The sequence below is a fragment of the Flavobacterium frigidum genome (genome assembly GCF_048286795.2).
In genome coordinates, this window is record NZ_JBLVPT020000011.1 from 35,113 (window position 1) to 54,484 (window position 19,372).

At 34.6% G+C, this 19,372-nt stretch carries 21 protein-coding genes; 11 read left to right on the forward strand and 10 right to left on the reverse strand.

The features are described from left to right. Nucleotides 1-27: 27 nt before the first annotated feature. The 3 genes from ACNQGB_RS11460 to ACNQGB_RS11470 form a co-directional block, all read right to left on the reverse strand. Nucleotides 28-1,254, reverse strand: coding sequence for a Glu/Leu/Phe/Val dehydrogenase dimerization domain-containing protein (locus tag ACNQGB_RS11460; RefSeq protein WP_417943951.1), 1,227 nt, complete (start codon nt 1,252-1,254; stop codon nt 28-30). Between the two features lie 94 nt (nt 1,255-1,348). Then, a complete protein-coding gene (locus ACNQGB_RS11465) occupies nt 1,349-1,930 on the reverse strand; it encodes a chalcone isomerase family protein (protein WP_417943952.1) in 582 nt (193 codons plus the stop codon). 129 nt (nt 1,931-2,059) lie between these two features. Next, complete coding sequence (locus tag ACNQGB_RS11470) at nt 2,060-3,142, reverse strand: anhydro-N-acetylmuramic acid kinase (protein ID WP_417943953.1); 1,083 nt, start codon at nt 3,140-3,142, stop codon at nt 2,060-2,062. An 88-nt stretch (nt 3,143-3,230) separates the two neighbouring features. On the opposite strand from ACNQGB_RS11470, the gene ACNQGB_RS11475 reads away from it, so the two are divergent. The 9 genes from ACNQGB_RS11475 (at nt 3,231) to ACNQGB_RS11515 (ending at nt 9,562) form a co-directional block, all read left to right on the forward strand. Then, a complete protein-coding gene (locus ACNQGB_RS11475) occupies nt 3,231-4,370 on the forward strand; it encodes an acyl-CoA dehydrogenase family protein (protein WP_417943954.1) in 1,140 nt (379 codons plus the stop codon). Between the two features lie 83 nt (nt 4,371-4,453). After that, nucleotides 4,454-5,131, forward strand: coding sequence for a Crp/Fnr family transcriptional regulator (locus ACNQGB_RS11480; protein ID WP_417943955.1), 678 nt, complete (start codon nt 4,454-4,456; stop codon nt 5,129-5,131). 80 nt (nt 5,132-5,211) lie between these two features. Continuing rightward, nucleotides 5,212-5,811 carry a peroxiredoxin-like family protein gene (locus ACNQGB_RS11485; protein ID WP_417943956.1) on the forward strand — a complete coding sequence of 200 codons (600 nt, stop codon included), beginning with the start codon at nt 5,212-5,214 and terminating at the stop codon, nt 5,809-5,811. Between the two features lie 2 nt (nt 5,812-5,813). Then, nucleotides 5,814-6,272 (forward strand): YHS domain-containing (seleno)protein, encoded by a 459-nt coding sequence (locus tag ACNQGB_RS11490; protein ID WP_417943957.1) that lies wholly within the window; start codon nt 5,814-5,816, stop codon nt 6,270-6,272. Nucleotides 6,273-6,282: 10 nt separating this feature from the next. Then, complete coding sequence (locus ACNQGB_RS11495) at nt 6,283-6,663, forward strand: DoxX family protein (protein WP_417943958.1); 381 nt, start codon at nt 6,283-6,285, stop codon at nt 6,661-6,663. A 9-nt stretch (nt 6,664-6,672) separates the two neighbouring features. Beyond that, nucleotides 6,673-7,161, forward strand: a complete 489-nt coding sequence (locus ACNQGB_RS11500) for a DinB family protein (protein WP_417943960.1) — start codon at nt 6,673-6,675, stop codon at nt 7,159-7,161. Further along, a complete protein-coding gene (locus ACNQGB_RS11505) occupies nt 7,149-7,859 on the forward strand; it encodes an NRDE family protein (protein WP_417943961.1) in 711 nt (236 codons plus the stop codon). Before ACNQGB_RS11500 ends, ACNQGB_RS11505 begins: the two co-directional genes overlap by 13 nt. Nucleotides 7,860-7,869: 10 nt before the next feature. After that, a complete protein-coding gene (locus ACNQGB_RS11510; protein WP_417943962.1) occupies nt 7,870-8,904 on the forward strand; it encodes a D-alanine--D-alanine ligase in 1,035 nt (344 codons plus the stop codon). A gap of 4 nt (nt 8,905-8,908) precedes the next feature. After that, a complete protein-coding gene (locus tag ACNQGB_RS11515; protein WP_417943963.1) occupies nt 8,909-9,562 on the forward strand; it encodes a hypothetical protein in 654 nt (217 codons plus the stop codon). 206 nt (nt 9,563-9,768) lie between these two features. Here the strand turns inward: ACNQGB_RS11515 and ACNQGB_RS11520 are convergent, their stop codons facing one another. Continuing rightward, nucleotides 9,769-10,338 (reverse strand): GNAT family acetyltransferase, encoded by a 570-nt coding sequence (locus tag ACNQGB_RS11520; protein WP_417943964.1) that lies wholly within the window; start codon nt 10,336-10,338, stop codon nt 9,769-9,771. Between the two features lie 130 nt (nt 10,339-10,468). Between ACNQGB_RS11520 and ACNQGB_RS11525 the strand changes: the two genes are divergently transcribed. After that, the gene (locus tag ACNQGB_RS11525; protein ID WP_417943965.1) at nt 10,469-11,146 is read left to right on the forward strand and encodes an SDR family NAD(P)-dependent oxidoreductase; all 678 of its coding nucleotides are present in this window, start codon (nt 10,469-10,471) and stop codon (nt 11,144-11,146) included. A gap of 12 nt (nt 11,147-11,158) precedes the next feature. After that, a complete protein-coding gene (locus tag ACNQGB_RS11530) occupies nt 11,159-11,761 on the forward strand; it encodes a SprT-like domain-containing protein (RefSeq protein ID WP_417943966.1) in 603 nt (200 codons plus the stop codon). Between the two features lie 2 nt (nt 11,762-11,763). On the opposite strand, the gene ACNQGB_RS11535 is transcribed toward ACNQGB_RS11530, so the two are convergent. The 6 genes from ACNQGB_RS11535 to gcvP all read right to left on the reverse strand — a co-directional run bounded on the left by ACNQGB_RS11535 (nt 11,764) and on the right by gcvP (nt 19,293). Beyond that, nucleotides 11,764-12,525 carry an ABC transporter ATP-binding protein gene (locus ACNQGB_RS11535; RefSeq protein ID WP_417943967.1) on the reverse strand — a complete coding sequence of 254 codons (762 nt, stop codon included), beginning with the start codon at nt 12,523-12,525 and terminating at the stop codon, nt 11,764-11,766. Continuing rightward, nucleotides 12,522-13,271: an MlaE family ABC transporter permease gene (locus ACNQGB_RS11540; protein ID WP_417943968.1), complete on the reverse strand. Its 750-nt coding sequence runs from the start codon at nt 13,269-13,271 to the stop codon at nt 12,522-12,524. Before ACNQGB_RS11540 ends, ACNQGB_RS11535 begins: the two co-directional genes overlap by 4 nt. Before the next feature lie 67 nt (nt 13,272-13,338). After that, nucleotides 13,339-14,187 (reverse strand): glycosyltransferase family 2 protein, encoded by an 849-nt coding sequence (locus tag ACNQGB_RS11545; RefSeq protein ID WP_417943969.1) that lies wholly within the window; start codon nt 14,185-14,187, stop codon nt 13,339-13,341. Between the two features lie 95 nt (nt 14,188-14,282). Further along, a complete protein-coding gene (locus ACNQGB_RS11550; protein ID WP_417944015.1) occupies nt 14,283-14,807 on the reverse strand; it encodes a methyltransferase in 525 nt (174 codons plus the stop codon). Nucleotides 14,808-15,097: 290 nt separating this feature from the next. After that, nucleotides 15,098-16,156 carry a 3-oxoacyl-ACP synthase III family protein gene (locus tag ACNQGB_RS11555; protein ID WP_417943970.1) on the reverse strand — a complete coding sequence of 353 codons (1,059 nt, stop codon included), beginning with the start codon at nt 16,154-16,156 and terminating at the stop codon, nt 15,098-15,100. 287 nt (nt 16,157-16,443) lie between these two features. After that, the gene (gcvP, locus tag ACNQGB_RS11560; RefSeq protein WP_417943971.1) at nt 16,444-19,293 is read right to left on the reverse strand and encodes an aminomethyl-transferring glycine dehydrogenase; all 2,850 of its coding nucleotides are present in this window, start codon (nt 19,291-19,293) and stop codon (nt 16,444-16,446) included. Nucleotides 19,294-19,372: the final 79 nt, after the last annotated feature.

A 19,372-nucleotide genomic window follows, 5' to 3' on the forward strand; every position in this document is an offset into this window, starting at 1 on the left:
CGGTTCTTATTAAGAGTAATTTTTAAATTAAGTCAATTGCTTCAGTGCAATTTCAAAAGCAGTTGCGCTAATGTTTGTTTTACTTGGATTTAATTGATACGCTCTTTCGATTGCTTTTTTGATAATTTCAGAGGTGTCTAAGAAAATAGCCTCATCAGTCATTTGTACTTTCTTTTCCATGAAGTAGGCAAAAACGCGCGCCATACCACAGTTTGATATAAAGTCAGGAATTAAACTCACTTTGTGATCTACGTCTTCCATTATTGGTCCAAAGAAAATTTCTTTATCAGCGAACGGAACATTGGCGCCACAAGAAATAACTTCAAGTCCGTTGGCAATTAAACTGTCTATTTGGGATTGTGTTACTAATCTAGAAGCAGCGCAAGGCGTAAATATTTCAGCGCCAATAGACCATATTCTTTGATTGATTTCTTCAAACGGAATCATGTTCTCGGCAACTAATTTGTTTCCGTCTTTTGCTAGAAACAAAGCTCTTATTTCTTCAAATGAGAATCCATTTTCATTAATCAAACCACCATCACGATCGATGATGCCAATTACCTGTGCACCCATTTCGGCTAAGTAAAAAGCAGCAGCAGATCCTACGTTACCAAAACCTTGTACGATTGCCTTTTTTCCTTTTACATCACCGCCATAAATAGCATAATAATTACGAACTGCTTCGGCAACGCCATAACCAGTAATCATATCGGCTACTGTATACTTTTTTGCAACATCAGGAGAGAATTTTGGATTTTCAATCACTTTTACTACACCTTGACGCAATTGTCCAATTCTATTTATTTTATCAGCTTCTGTAGGTTTGAAGTGTCCGTTAAATACACCTTCTTGAGGATGCCATACACCACATTCTTCAGTCATCGGAATAACCTCGTGGATTTCATCAACATTTAAATCACCACCAGTTCCATAATAACTTTTTAATAATGGAGAAACGGCTTTGTACCAACGTTGCAAAACACCTTTTTTTCTTGGATCATTTGGGTCAAAATTAATTCCAGATTTAGCACCACCAATTGCGGGGCCAGAAACAGAAAATTTGACTTCCATGGTCTTTGCCAATGACAAAACTTCATTCATATCCAACCCTTTTCTCATTCGAGTTCCACCGCCAGCTGCACCACCTCGCAGTGAATTAATCACAGTCCAACCTTCGGCTTCTGTTTCGGCATCTTTCCAATGGAAAACTATTTCAGGCTCTTTATTTTCGAATTTATTTAATAAATCTTTCATTTGTTGCGATATGTTTATTTTTGGCAAATATAAAAAAAGGAATTGTGTGAAATGTTTATTGTTTTAAAAATTTATAAGAAGATTGTTTTCCTAATTATTTGCCTAATAAAGCATCTTTTAAATCCTTATCAACTGGATTGTCTGACAACCAAATTCCGAAAAAAGCCTTTTTAAATTCAATGCCTTTAATATTCCCTTTGTAGATTTTGTTTTTTGTAATCCAAAGTGATTCATCAAGAGAATTGAAAGTTAATTCATATATGTCCCCAATTTTAGTGTTCTCAACACTTAATAATGCTTCAAGTTCAGTGATTTCTTTGTTAAATTTTAACATTCCCTCAGCACCTACGGATTTTTCCATGCCTTTCACTAAAGCTTTTGATAGCTTTTTAGAGCTAATTAAAGAGGAAGTAATATGCAATGTGATTGCCATTTCGGTTTCACTGTCTAAAATTTGCTTTGCATCTGACGAATATTTCGTCAAGTATAAAGCTTGAACATAAAGATCTGTAAAAAATTTTGAGCGCTCTCCTAAGCCGTTCAATGCCAACGTTTTTCCTTTAAACTCTAATGTTCTTGGAACTTGTACACCGTTAACTACAAAGTTTTGTTGTGCAGTAGCGTTGCTGAATTGTAATAGTAATACAAGGATGATTACTGATAGTAGGTTTTTCATAAAAAGATATTTTAGGGGTTAATTATGTACCAAAGGTACTGAACAATTTTAAATCAGTTGTAGTAATAAAAATAGGGATTTCATAAATAAGCCATGAAATTTATGTTTCAATTGATCAAATACTCAAATTTAGTAAGAAATATATCTATTTTGATAAATAAAACCAGAGCTGTGGTCCTTTGAAGCTCCTGTTACACTGCTCAGAATATTTATTTCTTGTCTTAATTTCAACACACCAAGTAATGCAAAAATCAGCGCTTCCTTGAATTCTAAAATTTCTGCAGGCGGAATTGTGATTTCCATTTCAGGTAAGTGAAATTGAATTCTTTCGATAAGAAAATCATTGTAAGCGCCACCTCCTGTAATAAAAAGAGTTGCGTTTTTGGTAGGTAAAGCCATTGCAATCTGCATGGCTACATGTTCTGCGAATGTATTTAAAAAGTCTACAATAGGTAAAGAATAGCTATTCATAATAGGAAAGATGGTTTCCTTTACAAATTCGAATCCAAGTGATTTTGGATGTTTTCTTTGGTAAAACTTGACTCTGTTTAATTCATTTAGCAAGGAGTGATTGCAGGTTCCTGTTCTTGCAAGTGCGCCCTTATCATCATAATCCAAATCCAATTGATTGGCATAAAAATTTAAAACGGTATTCACTGGCGAAATATCAAAAGCTATTCGGTTGCCATTCTTCTCAAAGGAAACATTAGAAAAGCCACCTAAATTCATGCAATAGTCGTATTGTGGAAATAACATTTGATCACCAATAGGCACCAAAGGCGCACCCTGGCCACCAAGTTGAACATCTTGAACTCGAAAATCACAAACTACTGTTTGATCTATTTCAGTAGATATTTCTGCCAAGTTACCAATTTGCAGGGTAAGACCTTTTTGAGGTTGGTGTAAAACAGTGTGTCCGTGAGAGCAAACTGCATCAAGGTTTTTTATGTTGTGTTTTTTGATAAAATTAGAAATAATCGAACCTAAATATTGCGTGTAGTCTTGGTTCAGTTTTTCGAGAGCTGCATTCTTGAGAGATACTGCTATTTTCAATTTGTTTAACCAATCAGAAGTGTAGGGTACGGTTTCAGAGTGCAAAATTTCAAATCCCCATTTATTATTTTGTATGGTAAAATCAATGTGTGCCAAATCAACTCCGTCAAGCGAAGTTCCAGACATAACTCCTATTACTTTATACTTTTCTTTAAACATAGGCTAAAATTACGAAAACGTTTGAAATCTGATATTTAATAATTACTTTTGTGGACGAATTTAAGAACAATTAATCTAGAACAAAAATATGGATTTTAATCTAACTGAAGAGCATTTAATGATTCAGCAAGCCGCTAAAGATTTTGCTGTAGCAGAATTATTACCGGGCGTTATTGAACGTGATGAACATTCAAAATTTCCTACAGAGCAAGTAAAAATGATGGCTGATTTAGGCTTTATGGGAATGATGGTAGATCCTAGATACGGTGGGTCAGGTCTAGACAGTATTTCTTACGTGCTTGCAATGACCGAAATTGCTAAAATTGATGCGTCTGCGGCAGTGATTATGTCTGTAAACAACTCTCTAGTTTGTGCTGGGATGGAGAAATATTGTTCAGAAGAACAAAAAATGAAATACCTTGTGCCTCTGGCTAAAGGTGAAGTAATAGGAGCGTTTTGTTTGTCTGAGCCAGAAGCAGGAAGTGATGCAACTTCTCAAAAAACGACAGCAATTGATAAAGGCGATCATTATTTGTTAAACGGTACTAAAAACTGGATTACAAATGGAAGTACTGCATCAACCTATTTAGTAATAGCGCAAACAGATGTTGAAAAAGGACATAAGGGTATTAATGCTTTTATAGTTGAAAAAGGTTGGGCTGGTTTTGATATTGGACCAAAAGAAAAGAAAATGGGAATTCGTGGTAGTGATACACATTCACTAATGTTTACTGATGTAAAGGTTCCGAAAGAAAACAGAATAGGTGAGGATGGTTTTGGGTTTGCTTTTGCCATGAACGTATTAAACGGCGGTAGAATCGGAATTGCATCTCAGGCATTAGGAATCGCAACAGGAGCTTATGAAATAGCTTTGAAATATTCAAAAGAAAGAAAAGCATTTGGAAAAGAGATTTTCAATCATCAAGCTATTGCCTTTAAATTAGCGGATATGTATGTAAAAGTTACAGCTGCAAAATTATTAGTAATGAAAGCTGCTTGTGAAAAAGATGAAGGTAAAGATATTGCACATTCTGGTGCAATGGCAAAATTATATGCTTCAGAAATTGCTCTTGAGGTAGCTAATGAAGCGGTTCAAATTCATGGAGGTAACGGTTATGTTGCTGAATATCATGTTGAACGTATGATGCGTGATTCTAAGATTACACAGATATATGAAGGAACTTCAGAGATTCAACGTATCGTGATTTCAAGAGGTTTGGTTTCGTAAAAAGAATAAAATAGCTGTTTAAGCCCTTTCTAATTTCGGTTAGAAAGGGCTTTTTTTTAATACATTTACTAAAATAAATTTTTATGTACGAAGATTTAAAATATTGGTATTTGCGCGATCACAAATTGTTTAGAACGTTGAGTTTTGGACAAATTAGACAATTGTGTATTATTACTGGTTTTAAAAAAGCGCAGAAAGGCGAAATTATTTATTTTTCGTCATCGGATATACCAAGAATTTTTTTGTTGAAAAAAGGAAATATAAAGATTGTTGCTATTGATGAAGACGGAAACGAAACTATAAAGGATATTATTCAAAAAGGAGATTTATTTGGAGAATTGACTCTGGAGGCAGACAGCCAAGTCAATGAATATGCAAAAGTGCTTTCCGATGATGTTGCTATTTGTAGTTTTCTAATGTCGGATTTTGAAGATTTATTACTTAGAAATCCAAGTCTGGCATTGTCCTACACAAAGTTTGTAGGTCTCAAGATGAAACGCATTAAGAACAGTTATGCTAATCTGATTTCTAAAGATGCCAAAACCAGATTGTTTCAGTTCCTAAAAGATTGGGCTGAAAAAGAGGGCGAAAGAGTAGGGAATAAAGTTGTTATTGAAAATTACCTGACCCAAAACGACATTGCACAAATCATATGCACTTCGAGACAGACCGCTACCCATTTGCTGAATGAAATGGAAACGAATGGCACTATTATTTACAGTAGGAAAGAAATAATAATAACGGACATAAATAAATTGTAATTATTTTACTAGAACTGTAACATAGCCGACAAATCATTTCGAAATAGCACTGTAGTTTTACAACTTCAAAATGTAACTCTATGAAAAAAATAATTTGTCTGGCATTAATGGCAATTGGATTATCTGCTCATGCCCAAAATAATTTACCGAAACTAGCAACAGAAATCGCTCCGTTACTTATTGGTGAAAAAATCCCTAATGTCACTTTGAAATCTGTAGAAAATACAGATGTTGATTTAACGGAACTAATCAGTAAGAAAAAAACAGTTTTAGTTTTTTACCGTGGTGGTTGGTGCCCTTACTGTAATGCTCATTTAGCAGCTTTGGCTGAAGCCGAAAAAGAATTACTAGAATTGGGATATCAAATTATTGCAATAAGTCCTGATGCTCCAGCAAGCTTGAAGGTTACGAATGATAAAGAAAAACTAAATTATTTGTTATTGTCAGACAGTACAGGCGAATTATCGAAATCCGTGGGTATTGCTTTTCAAGCTCCCGAAAATTATAAGGCTATAATTGCTAAAGGTTCTGATGGCGTGAATAATTCTTTTTTGCCCGTACCGGCAGTGTTTCTTTTAAATGTAAATACTGAAATTGAATTTGAACACATCGCACCAAATTTCAAAAATAGAATTTCAAATGATTTGTTGATTGCTGTTGCAAAATCTTTACATAAATAATCATGAAAAAGTTACTGTTTGTTGTATTTGTATTGTTTGCACTTTCTGGCTTTGCGCAAAAGGACAGCAAACGAATGACTCATTTTAATCTAGAAAAAAATGTGGCTATTCAAGGATATGATCCCGTGGCTTATTTCAAACAAGGAAAAGCCCTAAAAGGCAGGAAAGAAATAATTGCAACGTATGAAGGCGTGGTTTATTATTTTTCGATGCCAGGTAATAAAGAATATTTCTTAAAGGATCCTTCAAAATTCGAGCCCCAGTATGGAGGTTGGTGTGCTTTTGCAATGGGCGATTCTAATGAAAAAGTGTCTGTAAATCCCGAAACTTATAAAATTATTAATGGGAAGTTGTATCTGTTTTACAATGCTTTCTTTAATAATACATTGAAAATTTGGAACAAAAATGAATCTGGATTGATGATGAAAGCCGATTCAAATTGGAATAAAATAGTTAAATAAAAAAGAAATCATGAAATCAGTTGTTTTTTCATGGATAATACGACTCGTTGTGGCTGTGATTTTAGTACAAACGCTGTACTTCAAATTTACGGCTAGCGAAGAATCAGTATATATTTTTTCTGCTTTAGGTATTGAACCTTATGGTAGAATTGGTACAGGAATTGCGGAGTTGATTACGGCGATTTTGATTTTAATACCTAGAACTTCATTATTAGGCGCAATAATGGGATGTGGTGTTATGATTGGGGCAATTTTTACTCATATACTCATACTTGGTATTGATGTAAAAAATGATGGTGGTACACTTTTTATTTTGGCACTAATTACGTTTCTTTGTTGTGTTACTTTAGTTGTTAAGGATAAAACTAAACTAATGAACTTGTTGAATTAAAACTTAAATATGCTAATACCTTCTATTAATAATAGCTTAAACGAATTAATTGATTTGCTGAATCAATTGTCACAAAATGAATATTCAAATTCTTGTGCAGAATTAAGTAATGCAACAATTGGGGAGCATACCAGACATATTATTGAGATGTTTCAATGTCTTGAAAATCAATATGATTTAGGTGTTGTTAATTATGACAAAAGAAAACGCAATGTTCTGATTCAAACTGACACTGAATTTGCAATTCAAAATATAGTGTCAATTCAACAAAATTTAGAAAAAGAAAATAAAAATATCGAGTTATTACAAATTATTGATGGCGAGGAAATTCGTATTGAAAGCAACTATTTTAGAGAGTTACTTTATAATTTAGAACATTGTATACATCATCAAGCGCTAATAAAGGTTGCTATATTACAATGTGAAACAGTGACAATCGATGCTAATTTTGGCGTAGCCAGATCTACCATAGAATATAGAAATCAATGTGCACAGTAAGTTTTGTACAATCGAATGATACTATAATCATTACTTCAAATCGGGACGAAAAAACACTAAGACCAAGTGCAATACCACCAAGAAGTTACACCGTAAATGGAAAAAATCTTATTTTTCCCAAAGATCCAAAAGCAGGAGGAACGTGGTTTGTGGCTAATGCTGACGGAGTAATTTTGGTGCTTTTAAATGGTGCTGATGAAAAGCATGAAGTACAATTTCCGTATCGAAAAAGCCGTGGCTTGATTGTTTTAGAAATGATCAGCAGCTTATCGCCAAAGGATTTCTGGAATGAAATTGATTTGGGAAACATAGAACCTTTTACTTTAGTTTTATTTCAAAACAAGGCGCTTTTTCAATTGCGCTGGAACGGAAAAGAGAAAGAGACTGTTGTCTTGGATGTAAATAAAAATCATATTTGGTCTTCAGCGACATTATATCCAGCAGCAATTCGGGAAAAACGTGCTAGTTGGTTCCAATCCTTTATGGATCAGAATTATGAAATTTCAGAGTCGAAAATGTATGATTTTCATCGCTATACCGAAGAAGGGAACGATGAAAATGGCTTAGTCATCAATAGAAATAACGAAATGAAAACCTTAAGTATCACTCAAGCTGTTATGAAGGAAAACAAAGTGAGTATCTTGCACTATGATTTGATTGCCCAACAAGATTTTTCGACTTCATTTATCACAGTTTAAAAAATACATTTTGAAACTATTTTTTCATAAAATTACTCACTGGGAATATTGGCCTTTCCAGATTGTATATATTCCTATTTATTTTTTGTGGTCCTATTATTCGATCAAAGCAAAGTCTATTTTTTTCTTTAATGCTTCTAATCCCACTATAAAAAATGGAGGTTTTATGATGGAGTCCAAAAAAGAAATCTATGATTTGATACCGCAACAGTATTATCCTAAAACGGAGTTAATACAGGAAGGAACTGCTCTGGAAGAAATTTTAAATACGATTCAAGGATCAAAAATAAAATACCCCTTGATAGCTAAACCAGATATTGGACTTCGAGGATCTGGAGTCAAAAAAATTAACACTGTTCAGGATTTAAAAGAATATGCTGAAAAAGCAAATTTCAATTATGTAGTGCAGGATTTAATTCCGTACAAGAATGAAGTTGGGATTTTTTATGTGCGGTATCCTCATGAAAAAGTAGGCAGAATTACAGGGATTGTTTCCAAAGAATTTCTGATTATTACTGGAAACGGATTTTCGACCGTAGAGGAGTTAATCAAAGAAAATCCGCGATACGAAATGCAATTAAAGGTTTTGAAACAAGAATATGGTGCAAAGTTGTTTGAAATTCTCCCAAAAGGCGAACAATTAAATTTAGTGCCGTACGGGAATCATGCTCGAGGAGCAAAATTCATTGATGGGAGTCATTGGATAACTCCAAAATTGACACAAACCATTAATGAAATGTGTTTGCAAATCTCAGGTTTTTATTTCGGCAGATTAGACGTTATGTACAATACTGTCGAGGAATTAGAGCAAGGGATTAATTTTTCTATTGTTGAGCTAAATGGTGCTGCAAGTGAACCCACACATATTTATGACCCTAAACATTCACTGTTTTTTGCATGGAAAGAACTTGCGCGTCACATTACGTACATGTATGAAATAAGTGTGGCCAACCATAAGAATGGCGCTACTTATTTATTGCATAAGGATGGAATGAAAGTGTATAGAATGCACCTAGAGCAGAGCAATAAAATTGTAAATTTCTAAAATTATGAAAGCTATAAAAAACATTTTTATTGGTTTTTTAGTGAGCTTTATTGGTTCTATACCGTTAGGTTATTTAAATGTAATTGGTTTCGAAATATATTCAAAACTAGGAGTAAGTAATTTGATTTTATTTTTATTGGGTGTTGTATTTGTAGAAATGTTTGTCATTTATTTCACGTTGATTTTCGCAAAACAATTGGTTAGCAACAAAAAACTAATGAAAATCATTGATTTTTTTGCTATTTTATTTCTCTTTATAATAGGCTATTCTTTTTTCGCTAGCTCCAATAAAACAATGGCTGAAGAAGGAATTTTAGAAAAATATGCTTCCTATTCTCCGTTTTTAATCGGTTTTTTTTTAAGCGCAATTAATTTTTTACAAGTACCATTCTGGACTGGTTGGAATCTCTATTTGATGAATGGGAATTATATTTCGATTGAAGGTAAGTTGAAACTGTTTTATATTGTAGGAACTTTGGTAGGCACATTTACAGGTATGCTAAGTTTAGTTTTGATTCTAAACGAATTGTCTCAAAACACCACAAGCTTTTCTAAATATGTCATACCTGTCGTTATTCCTTTGTTTTTTGTAGCCTTAGGTCTGATTCAGATGGTTAAAGTGTATAAAAAATATTATCGAACTAAAACTATCGTGTAAAAGTTTAGCTGTCCCTTCTGCAAAATACAAACTTCATTTATCTTAAAAAAAATTATTTGTATTTTTTTTCCTGATTTTTTTAGTTTTCTGCTAACATCGTAAATTATTCAAACGATAGTGAGAGTTGATAAAACTATTGAAGTTGCAAATAAAGTCACAGAAAAAGTTGTTATCAACACTAGAAACCATTTTGCTTTAAATAGCGCTTAAGAAACTGCACTTTTCATTTCGTAAGCTAGAATAAAATAGTCATTATTATTGAATTGAAAGTCACTAATAATAGTCCAGTTTAGTTTTTCGGTATGTGCTTTTGTCGAAGGGATATTGCTTTTGTTAATAAAAGTCACAGCTAGCGGATATTTTTCGAGCATATGTATTCTCATGAATTCAAAAAGTGGCGTTATCAATCCATTTCCGCGATATTCTTTATGAATGCAAATCGGTCCGTACTGAAAACTATTAGTCAACGTAATGTTAAATTCTAGAAATTTTAATTCGGGAAGTAATGTACTCATGTAATCAAAAATGGGCCACTGCTTAAAAAAATCCCAACTTCCTGCAAAAATGTACCCAATGATTTTGTTGGCGTCCTTGGCAACAAACAATTCTTGTTTTTGAATAACTTCATGCAGTTGTGGTATTGTAAATGGCGTGGTTACAAATCCAGCAGTTTTTTCGACCTCAGTTAGATTTGCAACAAGATATAATTCTTGCAAGGCCAATAACCCGTCAATGTCGTTGATTTGAGCAATTTCGAATGTTACGTTTTCTGTCATTTTGAAATAGTTTAGAGTATGATATCTAAATCAAAAATAGCAAAATTAACTTGATTTTTTTAATATTTAAGGTCCAACAATCTTGATGCGAAGCAGTACTTTTTATGTTGTTTTTGTTTATTTTTGTGTCATGAAAAATATTATTATTACTGGAACTAGTAGAGGAATTGGGTTTGAATTGGCGTTGCAGTTTGCGAAAGCTGGTCATCAAGTATTGGCCATTTCTAGAAATATTCCGCAAGCTTTATTAAGTAATGAAAACATTAGCTGTCTTTCGGTAGATTTATCAAATGAATCGGAGTTGAATAAAGTAAATGAATTTCTGGCCAAGTCTTGGAAACAAGTTGATGCAGTTATCCATAATGCGGGAAGTTTATTGCTGAAACCTTTTCTAGAAACCACTCAGGAGGATTTCGAAAGCATTTACAAAGTCAATGTTTTTGGAGTTGCTAATTTAACACGAGTTTGTTTGCCGAACTTGCAAAAAGGGAGTCATGTTGTGACTATAAGTTCTATGGGAGGCATTCAAGGAAGTTTAAAGTTTGCTGGATTAGCAGCATATAGTTCGAGTAAAGGAGCTGTAATCACCTTGTCAGAATTATTAGCTGAGGAATACAAAGAGCGTGGCATTTCATTTAATGTTTTGGCATTAGGTTCCGTGCAAACCGAAATGCTGGAAGAAGCTTTTCCAGGCTATCAAGCGCCTATATCAGCGAATGAAATGGCAAATTATATTTATGATTTTACTTTAACTGGAAACAAATACTTTAATGGAAAAGTGTTGCAAGTTTCTTCAACAAATCCGTAATTCTGAATTATTTTGATCGAAACGCTTGCTAAATTTCTTCCTGATCACGCTGTCAAACCTGCATTTGAGTTGATTGTGACACATGGTGTTCATTTAAAAATTGTGAATGAACGCGCTACACGTCATGGCGATTATAGGAAAGGATTAAGTGGTAAACATGAAATAACAGTTAATGGGAGCTTAAATAAATATAGGTTCCTTATGACTCTTATTCATGAAATTGCGCATCTAGTAGCTTTTGAGAAATATGGTCGCAATATTAAGCCGCATGGTCATGAATGGAAACATACTTTTCAGCAATTGATGGTACCATACATTCGGCCAGAAATTTATCCTAATCATTTATTACCCTTGCTAGCAAGACATTTTAGAAATCCAAGTGCTACCAGCGATACCGATACAACTTTGGCATTGGCCCTGAAACAGTACGATAATCAAAATGATAAAAATTATGTTTTTGAAATTCCGTATGGAAGTGTTTTCCGAATTAAAAACGGAAAAATTTTCAAGAAAATAGCCGTAAGAACCAAACGTTTTGAATGTCTGGAAATGAGTTCTGGAAAAACCTATTTATTCAATCCTAATGCTGAGGTTGAGTTGTTGAAATCGAGTTAGCGTTACTCTTTCAAATACGCTTCTCGTACTTTTTTGAATAAATTGGAAGAATAAACAAAGGCTACAACGGCTTCATTATCGGTTCTGAAAATTTCTTCTTTGTTTCCTTCCCACGCTTTTAAGCCATCTTTTAAGAATAGAATTTTCTCTCCAATTTCCATCACAGAGTTCATATCATGTGTATTTATGACCGTTGTGATGTTATATTCTTCGGTGATTTCTTTAATCAAATTATCAATTAATATAGCGGTATTTGGATCTAAACCCGAGTTGGGTTCATCACAAAATAAGTATTTTGGATTGTTTACAATCGCGCGTGCAATCGCAACCCTTTTTTGCATTCCTCCTGAAATTTCTGAAGGTAATTTTTTATGTGCATCTGTCAAATTGACTCTTTTTAATACGAAGTCAACACGTTCTTGAATTTTTGAATTGTTGTCTTTGGTAAACATTTTTAAAGGAAAACCCACGTTCTCAGCAACTGTCATGGAGTCAAACAAAGCACTTCCTTGAAATACCATGCCGATTTCAGTTCGTAAATCTCGTTTTTCATCTGGATTTAGCTCAGAGTAAACGCGCCCATCAAAACATATTTGTCCTGATTCCGGAGTATGTATTCCCAAAAGACTTTTTAGCAACACCGTTTTTCCAGATCCACTTTGTCCAATAATCAAATTTGTTTTGCCTGTTTCAAAAACAGTAGAAACTCCTTTCAGAATTTTAATGCCACCAAATGATTTTTCTATATTTTTTACTTCTATCATGATCCTAATAGCAATTGCGTTAATATATAATTGAAAAGTATGATGGTAACAGAGGTCCAAACAAAAGAGACGGTACTGGCACGACCTACTTCGAGTGCGCCACCTTTCATGTAGTAGCCATGAAATGAAGGTATGGTTGCTAGCAACATGGCAAAAATCAATGTTTTAAGAAAAGCATAAACGATATGAAAGGGAATAAAATCTAGTTGTGCACCATTTATAAATTCTTCACTTGAGGTAAATCCACCATATACACCGGCCATCCAACCACCAAGAACACCTAGAAACATTGCGATTCCAATTAGGAACGGATACAACAATAGCGCTATTATTTTAGGAAACACAAGATAATTTAGAGAATTGACACCCATCACTTCTAGTGCATCAATTTGCTCTGTAACGCGCATTGTACCGATACTAGAGGTTATAAAAGAGCCCATTTTTCCAGCCATAATCACTGAAATGAAAGTAGGAGCAAATTCTAAGATCACGGATTGTCTTGTAGCAAAACCGATGAGGTATTTCGGAATTAATGGATTGGTCAAGTTTAGTGCAGTTTGTATGGCGACAACACCGCCAACAAAGAACGAAATGAAGGCTACAATACCTAGGGAACCAATCACCAAATCATCAATTTCTTTAAAAATTAGATTTCTCATAACGGACCATTTGGTCTGTTTGTTGAAAATTTCTTTTAGCATGAGGAAGTATCTTCCTATTTGCGTAATATATCGAATGAGCATCATAGTGTCGTGATTATGGGCTAATTTACAAAATTAGTTAGGAGTTAGGCTTCTTGTGTTATTAGTTTAGTTAGAAAATTTTTTCTTTCATTTTCTTCAGACGGTAATTTCGAATAAATTTAGCTTGTTCTTCAGTTACCAACAATGGAGTTCTGGCGGCTTTCGCTTTCCAAAAACCGTTGATGTAGTCTAAAAAAAGCAAAGGTTTTTTCTTCATTAAGGCTAATTTTGCCGAAGCAATAGCTGTGATTATAAATCCGTATCCCAAAGTGTAAAACGCTTCGCCTTGTTTGTAACGCGCTGTTTTGTTGTAATTTGCTCCTGTAGGTTTCAAGTGCTTTACTTGCAAAGTAGCATCGGTTACCACTTTCCAATTATAGAATTTACAGAGTAGTTCGTCAACGGTATCCCAGCCCATTTGAGCTTTTAAGCCACCTATTTGTTGGAATGTTTCTTTTCGGTATGCTTTTAAGGCGCCACGAATATGGTCTTTGTCGGTTAAGTTTTCAAGAATCCACTCGCCATTTTTTTCGATATAACAAAATCCACCTGCCATACCAATGCGAACATCTGATTGAAAATGCTTGTTGATAGTTTCCAGATAATTTAGGGGGAAAATTAAATCGGCATCTGCCTTCATGATTATATCATAGTTTGCATCTACTGATTCAAGTCCTGTGTTAAAAGCTTGAATGACTTTGCTTCCTGGCAAATGTATGGCGCTTGATTTTTTTTCAACTAAAGTGATAAAAGGATAATTTTTGGCATAAGCCAAAACTATTTCGGCTGTTTTATCTGTAGAATTATCATTGACAATCACCACTTTTTTAGGCAAAAGCGTCTGAGATATCAAAGAATCCAAAGTTAATGCAATAAATTGCTCTTCATTATGAGCGGGTATAACTATGTAATAATCCATTAGTTGTATGTTTTGCTTGTAAGCCTTAACGAGTATTGTGAAAGTTTAAAACTTTGGTAAAGCTGTCTTTGTTATTTCAGAGCTAAAAGGAAGTTCTATGAAATTCTTTCTGCGTAAACGATATAATACCTTGGTGTGAAATAGCGTAGTAAGGGTCTAAAACCAATTTTTTTTACAGGATGTGTAAATTTTTCCCGAACGGTAATTTTCCATCCGGTTTTTTCTAATAACCAATCCAATTGCCAATCTTCAAATTCGTGGTAATGCCGATCCCACATATCTGTTTTACTGCGATAAGCTGGAGAAAACCACAAACGGAGCGGAATAGAAATAAGTAATTTGTCGCACTTTATGTTTTCTAAAATAGTATAAGGATTTAATAAATGTTCAAAAATTTCAAAAGCGGTAAATACGGTGTAGCTTTCTGTTTGAAGTGCAGTTTGATTATTGTCTAAATCTTCTCCATTTGTATTCTTTACCACATAGCCATTCTCTTCCATTATTTTTGAAAATGGATTTGGAACTCCTAAATCAAATAGTATTTCAGATGTAGGAATGTGTTTTTTTAAAAAGTCTAAAGTATGTTTGAATCTTTTATTAGGAAATGTTTTTTCGTACATAATTACTGCTAGTAATGGAGCAATCTCTTGCTCACTTTCGGGGTTATTTTTATAGAGACAACAATGTTGTTTTCCTCCATTTGCGCCCACAAAGATAGTAATAAATGTGTTTTTGAAGATAGTTTTTTAGCCCGGATAGCAACGAAAATCCCGGAAGTAAAAAACATAGTTTTTTAAGGCGCAAAAAGCGACTAAAAGAAGCTTTCTTGCGCCTTAAAAAAACAAGTTTTGTAGTGAGGAATTGCAGTGAATAGCCGGATTAGCTCCTGATAATACCCTGCTGCAGCCTATTAATATCTGTAAACGAATGCGTTGATGTTCATTCCAGCGCCAACGGATGCAAAGAGCAAAATATCTCCTTTTTTGATGGACTGATTTTCTATTTCGCCCCGAATTAGTAAGTCAAAAAGGGTAGGAACCGTTGCTACACTGCTATTTCCTAGTTCGTGGATGCTCATGGGCATAATGTCTTTAGGAACTGATCTGTTGTATAATTTGTAAAAACGGTGTATGATTGCCTCATCCATTTTTTCATTTGCTTGGTGGATCAGGATTTTTTTCACGTCGTCAATACCAATTCCGCTGGCATCCAAGCAACTTTTCATTGCTGCGGGAACTTGGCTCAAGGCAAACTCATATATTTTTCGGCCGTACATTTTGATGTAACGAGTGTCTGGATCTAAATCTGAATTATAGGATTTTCCAAAAAACAAATAGTGTGCTTCGTCGATAGCGTAAGTTGCACTTTCGTAGGATAACATTCCAGTTTCATCCTCTGAAGCTTCGATGATGGAAGCACCTGCGCCATCGGAGTAAATCATGGAATCTCTATCATGTGCATCGACTACTCTTGAAAGTGTTTCGGACCCAATTACCAAGCAACGTTTTGCCATTCCTGATTTGATGAAAGCATTGGCTTGAAGTACACCTTCAATCCAACCCGGACAACCAAAAAGAATATCGTATGCGACACATTTTGGATTTTTAATTTGAAGTTTATTTTTGACGCGTGTAGCTAAACTCGGAATCATATCCGATTGAGTAGTACCGTATTTTACATCGCCAAAATTATGGGCAAAGATGATGTAGTCAATAGTCTCTGGATCGATTGCTGCATTTTCTATTGCTTTCTCAGCTGCAAAAAATGCCAAGTCAGATGATGTTAAATGATCTTCAGCATAGCGTCTGTGTTCTATTCCAGTAATGCTTTTAAATTTTTTAATTACAACTTCGTTAGGATAGCCAAAAGCTGTTCCATCTTCATTTAAAAAAACATGTTCGCCAAAGTCAGTATTGCTTACTTTTTTCTTAGGAATATAGCTTCCTATTCCAGCTATTTTTATTTTCATTGCGTTAATTTTCCAAATTTGAGGCTAATTTAATCAATATTAAATTATAACACTCACAAAATTTACTATGCGTGCATATAATTATGAAATATTAATTTATTGGCAATATTATTGATAATTTTATTATGTTTTTCTACTATTGCTGTGATATTTATTTTCTTTAACGATCAATAACTAAAATAAGTATTTTGAGGAGCTTTACAGATTTTATAATAGGTCTAAATTTTTATATAAAAAAATGCCTCGAAATTTTTCGAGGCATTTTTGTCTTATAATTGGGATCAAAACTAACTTTCCATATAGGCCTCAATTGGCGCACAGGAACAAACTAAGTTTCTGTCACCATATGCTTCATCTGCTCTACGAACGGTAGGCCAAAATTTATTTTCAGAGACATATTCTAGTGGGAATGCTGCTTTTTCGCGGGTGTATGGAAAAACCCAGTCATTAGCGGTAACCATCATTAAAGTATGCGGCGCATTTTTTAATACGTTATTTGGATTTTCGATAGTAGCGGATTCAATTTCTTTTCGGATTGCAATCATGGCGTCACAAAAACGATCCAATTCTTCTAAGTTTTCACTTTCAGTAGGTTCGATCATTAAGGTTCCTGCAACCGGGAACGAAACGGTAGGAGCGTGGAAACCATAATCCATCAAACGTTTTGCAATATCAGTTACTTCAATTCCTTTTTCTTTAAACGGACGACACTCTAAAATCATTTCGTGTGCTGCGCGACCCATTTCTCCAGAATACAACGTATCGTAGTGTCCGTTTAATTTCTCTTTGATATAGTTGGCATTCAGAATGGCATATTCAGTTGATTGTTTCAAACCTTCGGCGCCAAGCATACAGATGTAACCGTATGAAATCAAGCAAACTAGTGCGGAACCCCAAGGTGCTGCAGAAATTGCTGTAATGGCTTGATCGCCGCCAGTTGGGATTAATGGATTTGTGGGTAAAAATGGAACCAACTGTGGTGCTACACAAATAGGGCCTACACCTGGTCCACCACCTCCGTGCGGAATAGCAAATGTTTTATGCAAGTTTAGATGGCAAACATCAGCGCCAATTGTAGCAGGATTTGTCAATCCAACTTGGGCATTCATATTGGCACCATCCATATAAACCTGTCCACCGTTATCGTGAATTAATTGAGTGATTTCTTTGATAGCACTTTCAAAAACACCGTGAGTAGACGGATAAGTAACCATCAAGCAAGAAAGATTGTCTTTGTGTAAAAGTGCTTTTTCACGTAGATCGTCAATATCGATATTACCGTTTTCTAATGTTTTTGTAACTACTACTTTCATTCCAGCCATAGCAGCAGACGCAGGATTTGTTCCGTGTGCTGACGATGGAATTAAGGCAATGTTTCGGTGGTGATCTCCACGTGAAAGGTGGTATGCTCGAATTACCATTAATCCAGCATATTCTCCTTGCGCACCTGAATTTGGTTGCAAAGTAGTTCCAGCAAAACCAGTAATTATATTTAATTGTTGTTCTAATTTAGTCAACATTTCTTGGTACCCTTGAGCTTGATCTAAAGGTGCAAATGGGTGAATGTTGTTCCATTGAGCGGTGCTTAGTGGTAACATCTCTGAAGCAGCATTCAATTTCATAGTACAAGAACCTAGAGAAATCATAGAGTGATTCAATGCTAGATCTTTTCTCTCTAGCATTTTGATGTAACGCATTAATGCGGTTTCCGAATGGTATTTATTGAAAACATCGTGTTGCAAGAACGTTGAGGTTCGAAGTATATTTTCTGGAAAATGATTCGTTGTAGATAAACTTTCAATAGTTGTTGCCTTAGTCCCTTTTGCATCAGCAAAAACAGTTATTATCTTGTTTAAGTCGGTAATACTTGTAGTTTCATTTAAGGAAATTGAAACAGTATTTTCATCGATGTAGTAAAAATTAATTTCATTTTCTTCTGCTATTGCCTTTACTTTTTTGGAATCTGCTTTTATTACTATCGTGTCAAAGTAAGCTGTATTGGTTTGCTCGTAACCCGATTGTGTCAACGCATTTGCTAATGTAGCTGCAGAGGCATGCACTTTATTAGCGATATATTGTAGGCCTTTAGGACCATGATATACAGAATACATTCCTGCCATAACTGACAATAATACCTGAGCGGTACAGATATTTGAAGTTGCTTTATCACGTTTTATGTGTTGCTCACGAGTTTGCAACGCCATACGCAAGGCGCGGTTTCCATCAGTGTCTACAGTTACACCAATGATTCTTCCTGGCATACTTCTTTTATACTCTTCTTTAGTGGCGAAAAAAGCTGCGTGCGGACCACCATATCCTAGAGGAATACCAAAACGTTGTGTAGTTCCAAGAACAACTGCTGCACCCATTTCTCCTGGAGGAGTTAGTTTTACCAAACTCAAAATATCAGCAGCAACTGCTACTTTGATTTCGTTTTCAGCAGCTTTAGCTATAAATTCTGCGTAGTCATGAACTTGTCCGAACTTTCCAGGATATTGAAGTATTGCTCCAAAATATTCTGCTGAAAAATCAAATGATTCATGATTTCCAACTACTAGTTCAACTCCAATTGGTGTGGAACGTGTTTGCAAAACAGATAAAGTTTGTGGCAATATTTCTTCTGAAACGAAGAATTTATTGGTGTTGTTTTTCTTTTGATCGCGAGTTCTTACATCAAAAAGTAATGCCATTGCTTCAGCAGCAGCGGTACTTTCATCCAGTAAGGAGGCATTTGCAATTTCCATTCCGGTCAATTCAATAACCATTGTTTGGAAATTTAATATTGCTTCTAAGCGGCCTTGAGCAATTTCGGCTTGGTACGGTGTATAGGCGGTGTACCATCCTGGGTTTTCAAAAATATTTCTTTGAATTACTGCTGGAATAATCGCTGCATTATATCCTAAACCAATGTAAGATTGGAAAACTTTATTTTTATTTCCCAGTTTTTGAATGTGATTTGCAAATTCATATTCAGTCATAGCTGGTTCCAAATCCAAATCAGATTTTAATCGAATGTCACTTGGAATCGTTTCGTCAATTAATTGATCCAGCGTCGCTGCGCCAATTGTCTTTAACATGTGTGCTACATCATCTTCTCTTGGGCCAATGTGTCTTAATGCAAATGCGTCTGTTTTCATTGTATATAAAATGGGTTGTGTGTTTCTTGTTTTTAAGGCTGTAAAATTAAATATTAATATGCTATAAATTGTCTTTTTT

Bases quoted from the DNA above. Each gene is read 5' to 3' on its own strand.
- ACNQGB_RS11460 (WP_417943951.1), bottom strand. From the start codon at position 1,254: ATGAAAGATTTATTAAATAAATTCGAAAATAAAGAGCCTGAAATAGTT.
- ACNQGB_RS11465 (WP_417943952.1), bottom strand. From the start codon at position 1,930: ATGAAAAACCTACTATCAGTAATCATCCTTGTATTACTATTACAATTC.
- ACNQGB_RS11470 (WP_417943953.1), bottom strand. From the start codon at position 3,142: ATGTTTAAAGAAAAGTATAAAGTAATAGGAGTTATGTCTGGAACTTCG.
- ACNQGB_RS11475 (WP_417943954.1), top strand. From the start codon at position 3,231: ATGGATTTTAATCTAACTGAAGAGCATTTAATGATTCAGCAAGCCGCT.
- ACNQGB_RS11480 (WP_417943955.1), top strand. From the start codon at position 4,454: ATGTACGAAGATTTAAAATATTGGTATTTGCGCGATCACAAATTGTTT.
- ACNQGB_RS11485 (WP_417943956.1), top strand. From the start codon at position 5,212: ATGAAAAAAATAATTTGTCTGGCATTAATGGCAATTGGATTATCTGCT.
- ACNQGB_RS11490 (WP_417943957.1), top strand. From the start codon at position 5,814: ATGAAAAAGTTACTGTTTGTTGTATTTGTATTGTTTGCACTTTCTGGC.
- ACNQGB_RS11495 (WP_417943958.1), top strand. From the start codon at position 6,283: ATGAAATCAGTTGTTTTTTCATGGATAATACGACTCGTTGTGGCTGTG.
- ACNQGB_RS11500 (WP_417943960.1), top strand. From the start codon at position 6,673: ATGCTAATACCTTCTATTAATAATAGCTTAAACGAATTAATTGATTTG.
- ACNQGB_RS11505 (WP_417943961.1), top strand. From the start codon at position 7,149: ATGTGCACAGTAAGTTTTGTACAATCGAATGATACTATAATCATTACT.
- ACNQGB_RS11515 (WP_417943963.1), top strand. From the start codon at position 8,909: ATGAAAGCTATAAAAAACATTTTTATTGGTTTTTTAGTGAGCTTTATT.
- ACNQGB_RS11520 (WP_417943964.1), bottom strand. From the start codon at position 10,338: ATGACAGAAAACGTAACATTCGAAATTGCTCAAATCAACGACATTGAC.
- ACNQGB_RS11525 (WP_417943965.1), top strand. From the start codon at position 10,469: ATGAAAAATATTATTATTACTGGAACTAGTAGAGGAATTGGGTTTGAA.
- ACNQGB_RS11535 (WP_417943967.1), bottom strand. From the start codon at position 12,525: ATGATAGAAGTAAAAAATATAGAAAAATCATTTGGTGGCATTAAAATT.
- ACNQGB_RS11540 (WP_417943968.1), bottom strand. From the start codon at position 13,271: ATGATGCTCATTCGATATATTACGCAAATAGGAAGATACTTCCTCATG.
- ACNQGB_RS11545 (WP_417943969.1), bottom strand. From the start codon at position 14,187: ATGGATTATTACATAGTTATACCCGCTCATAATGAAGAGCAATTTATT.
- ACNQGB_RS11550 (WP_417944015.1), bottom strand. From the start codon at position 14,807: ATGTACGAAAAAACATTTCCTAATAAAAGATTCAAACATACTTTAGAC.
- ACNQGB_RS11555 (WP_417943970.1), bottom strand. From the start codon at position 16,156: ATGAAAATAAAAATAGCTGGAATAGGAAGCTATATTCCTAAGAAAAAA.
- gcvP (WP_417943971.1), bottom strand. From the start codon at position 19,293: ATGAAAACAGACGCATTTGCATTAAGACACATTGGCCCAAGAGAAGAT.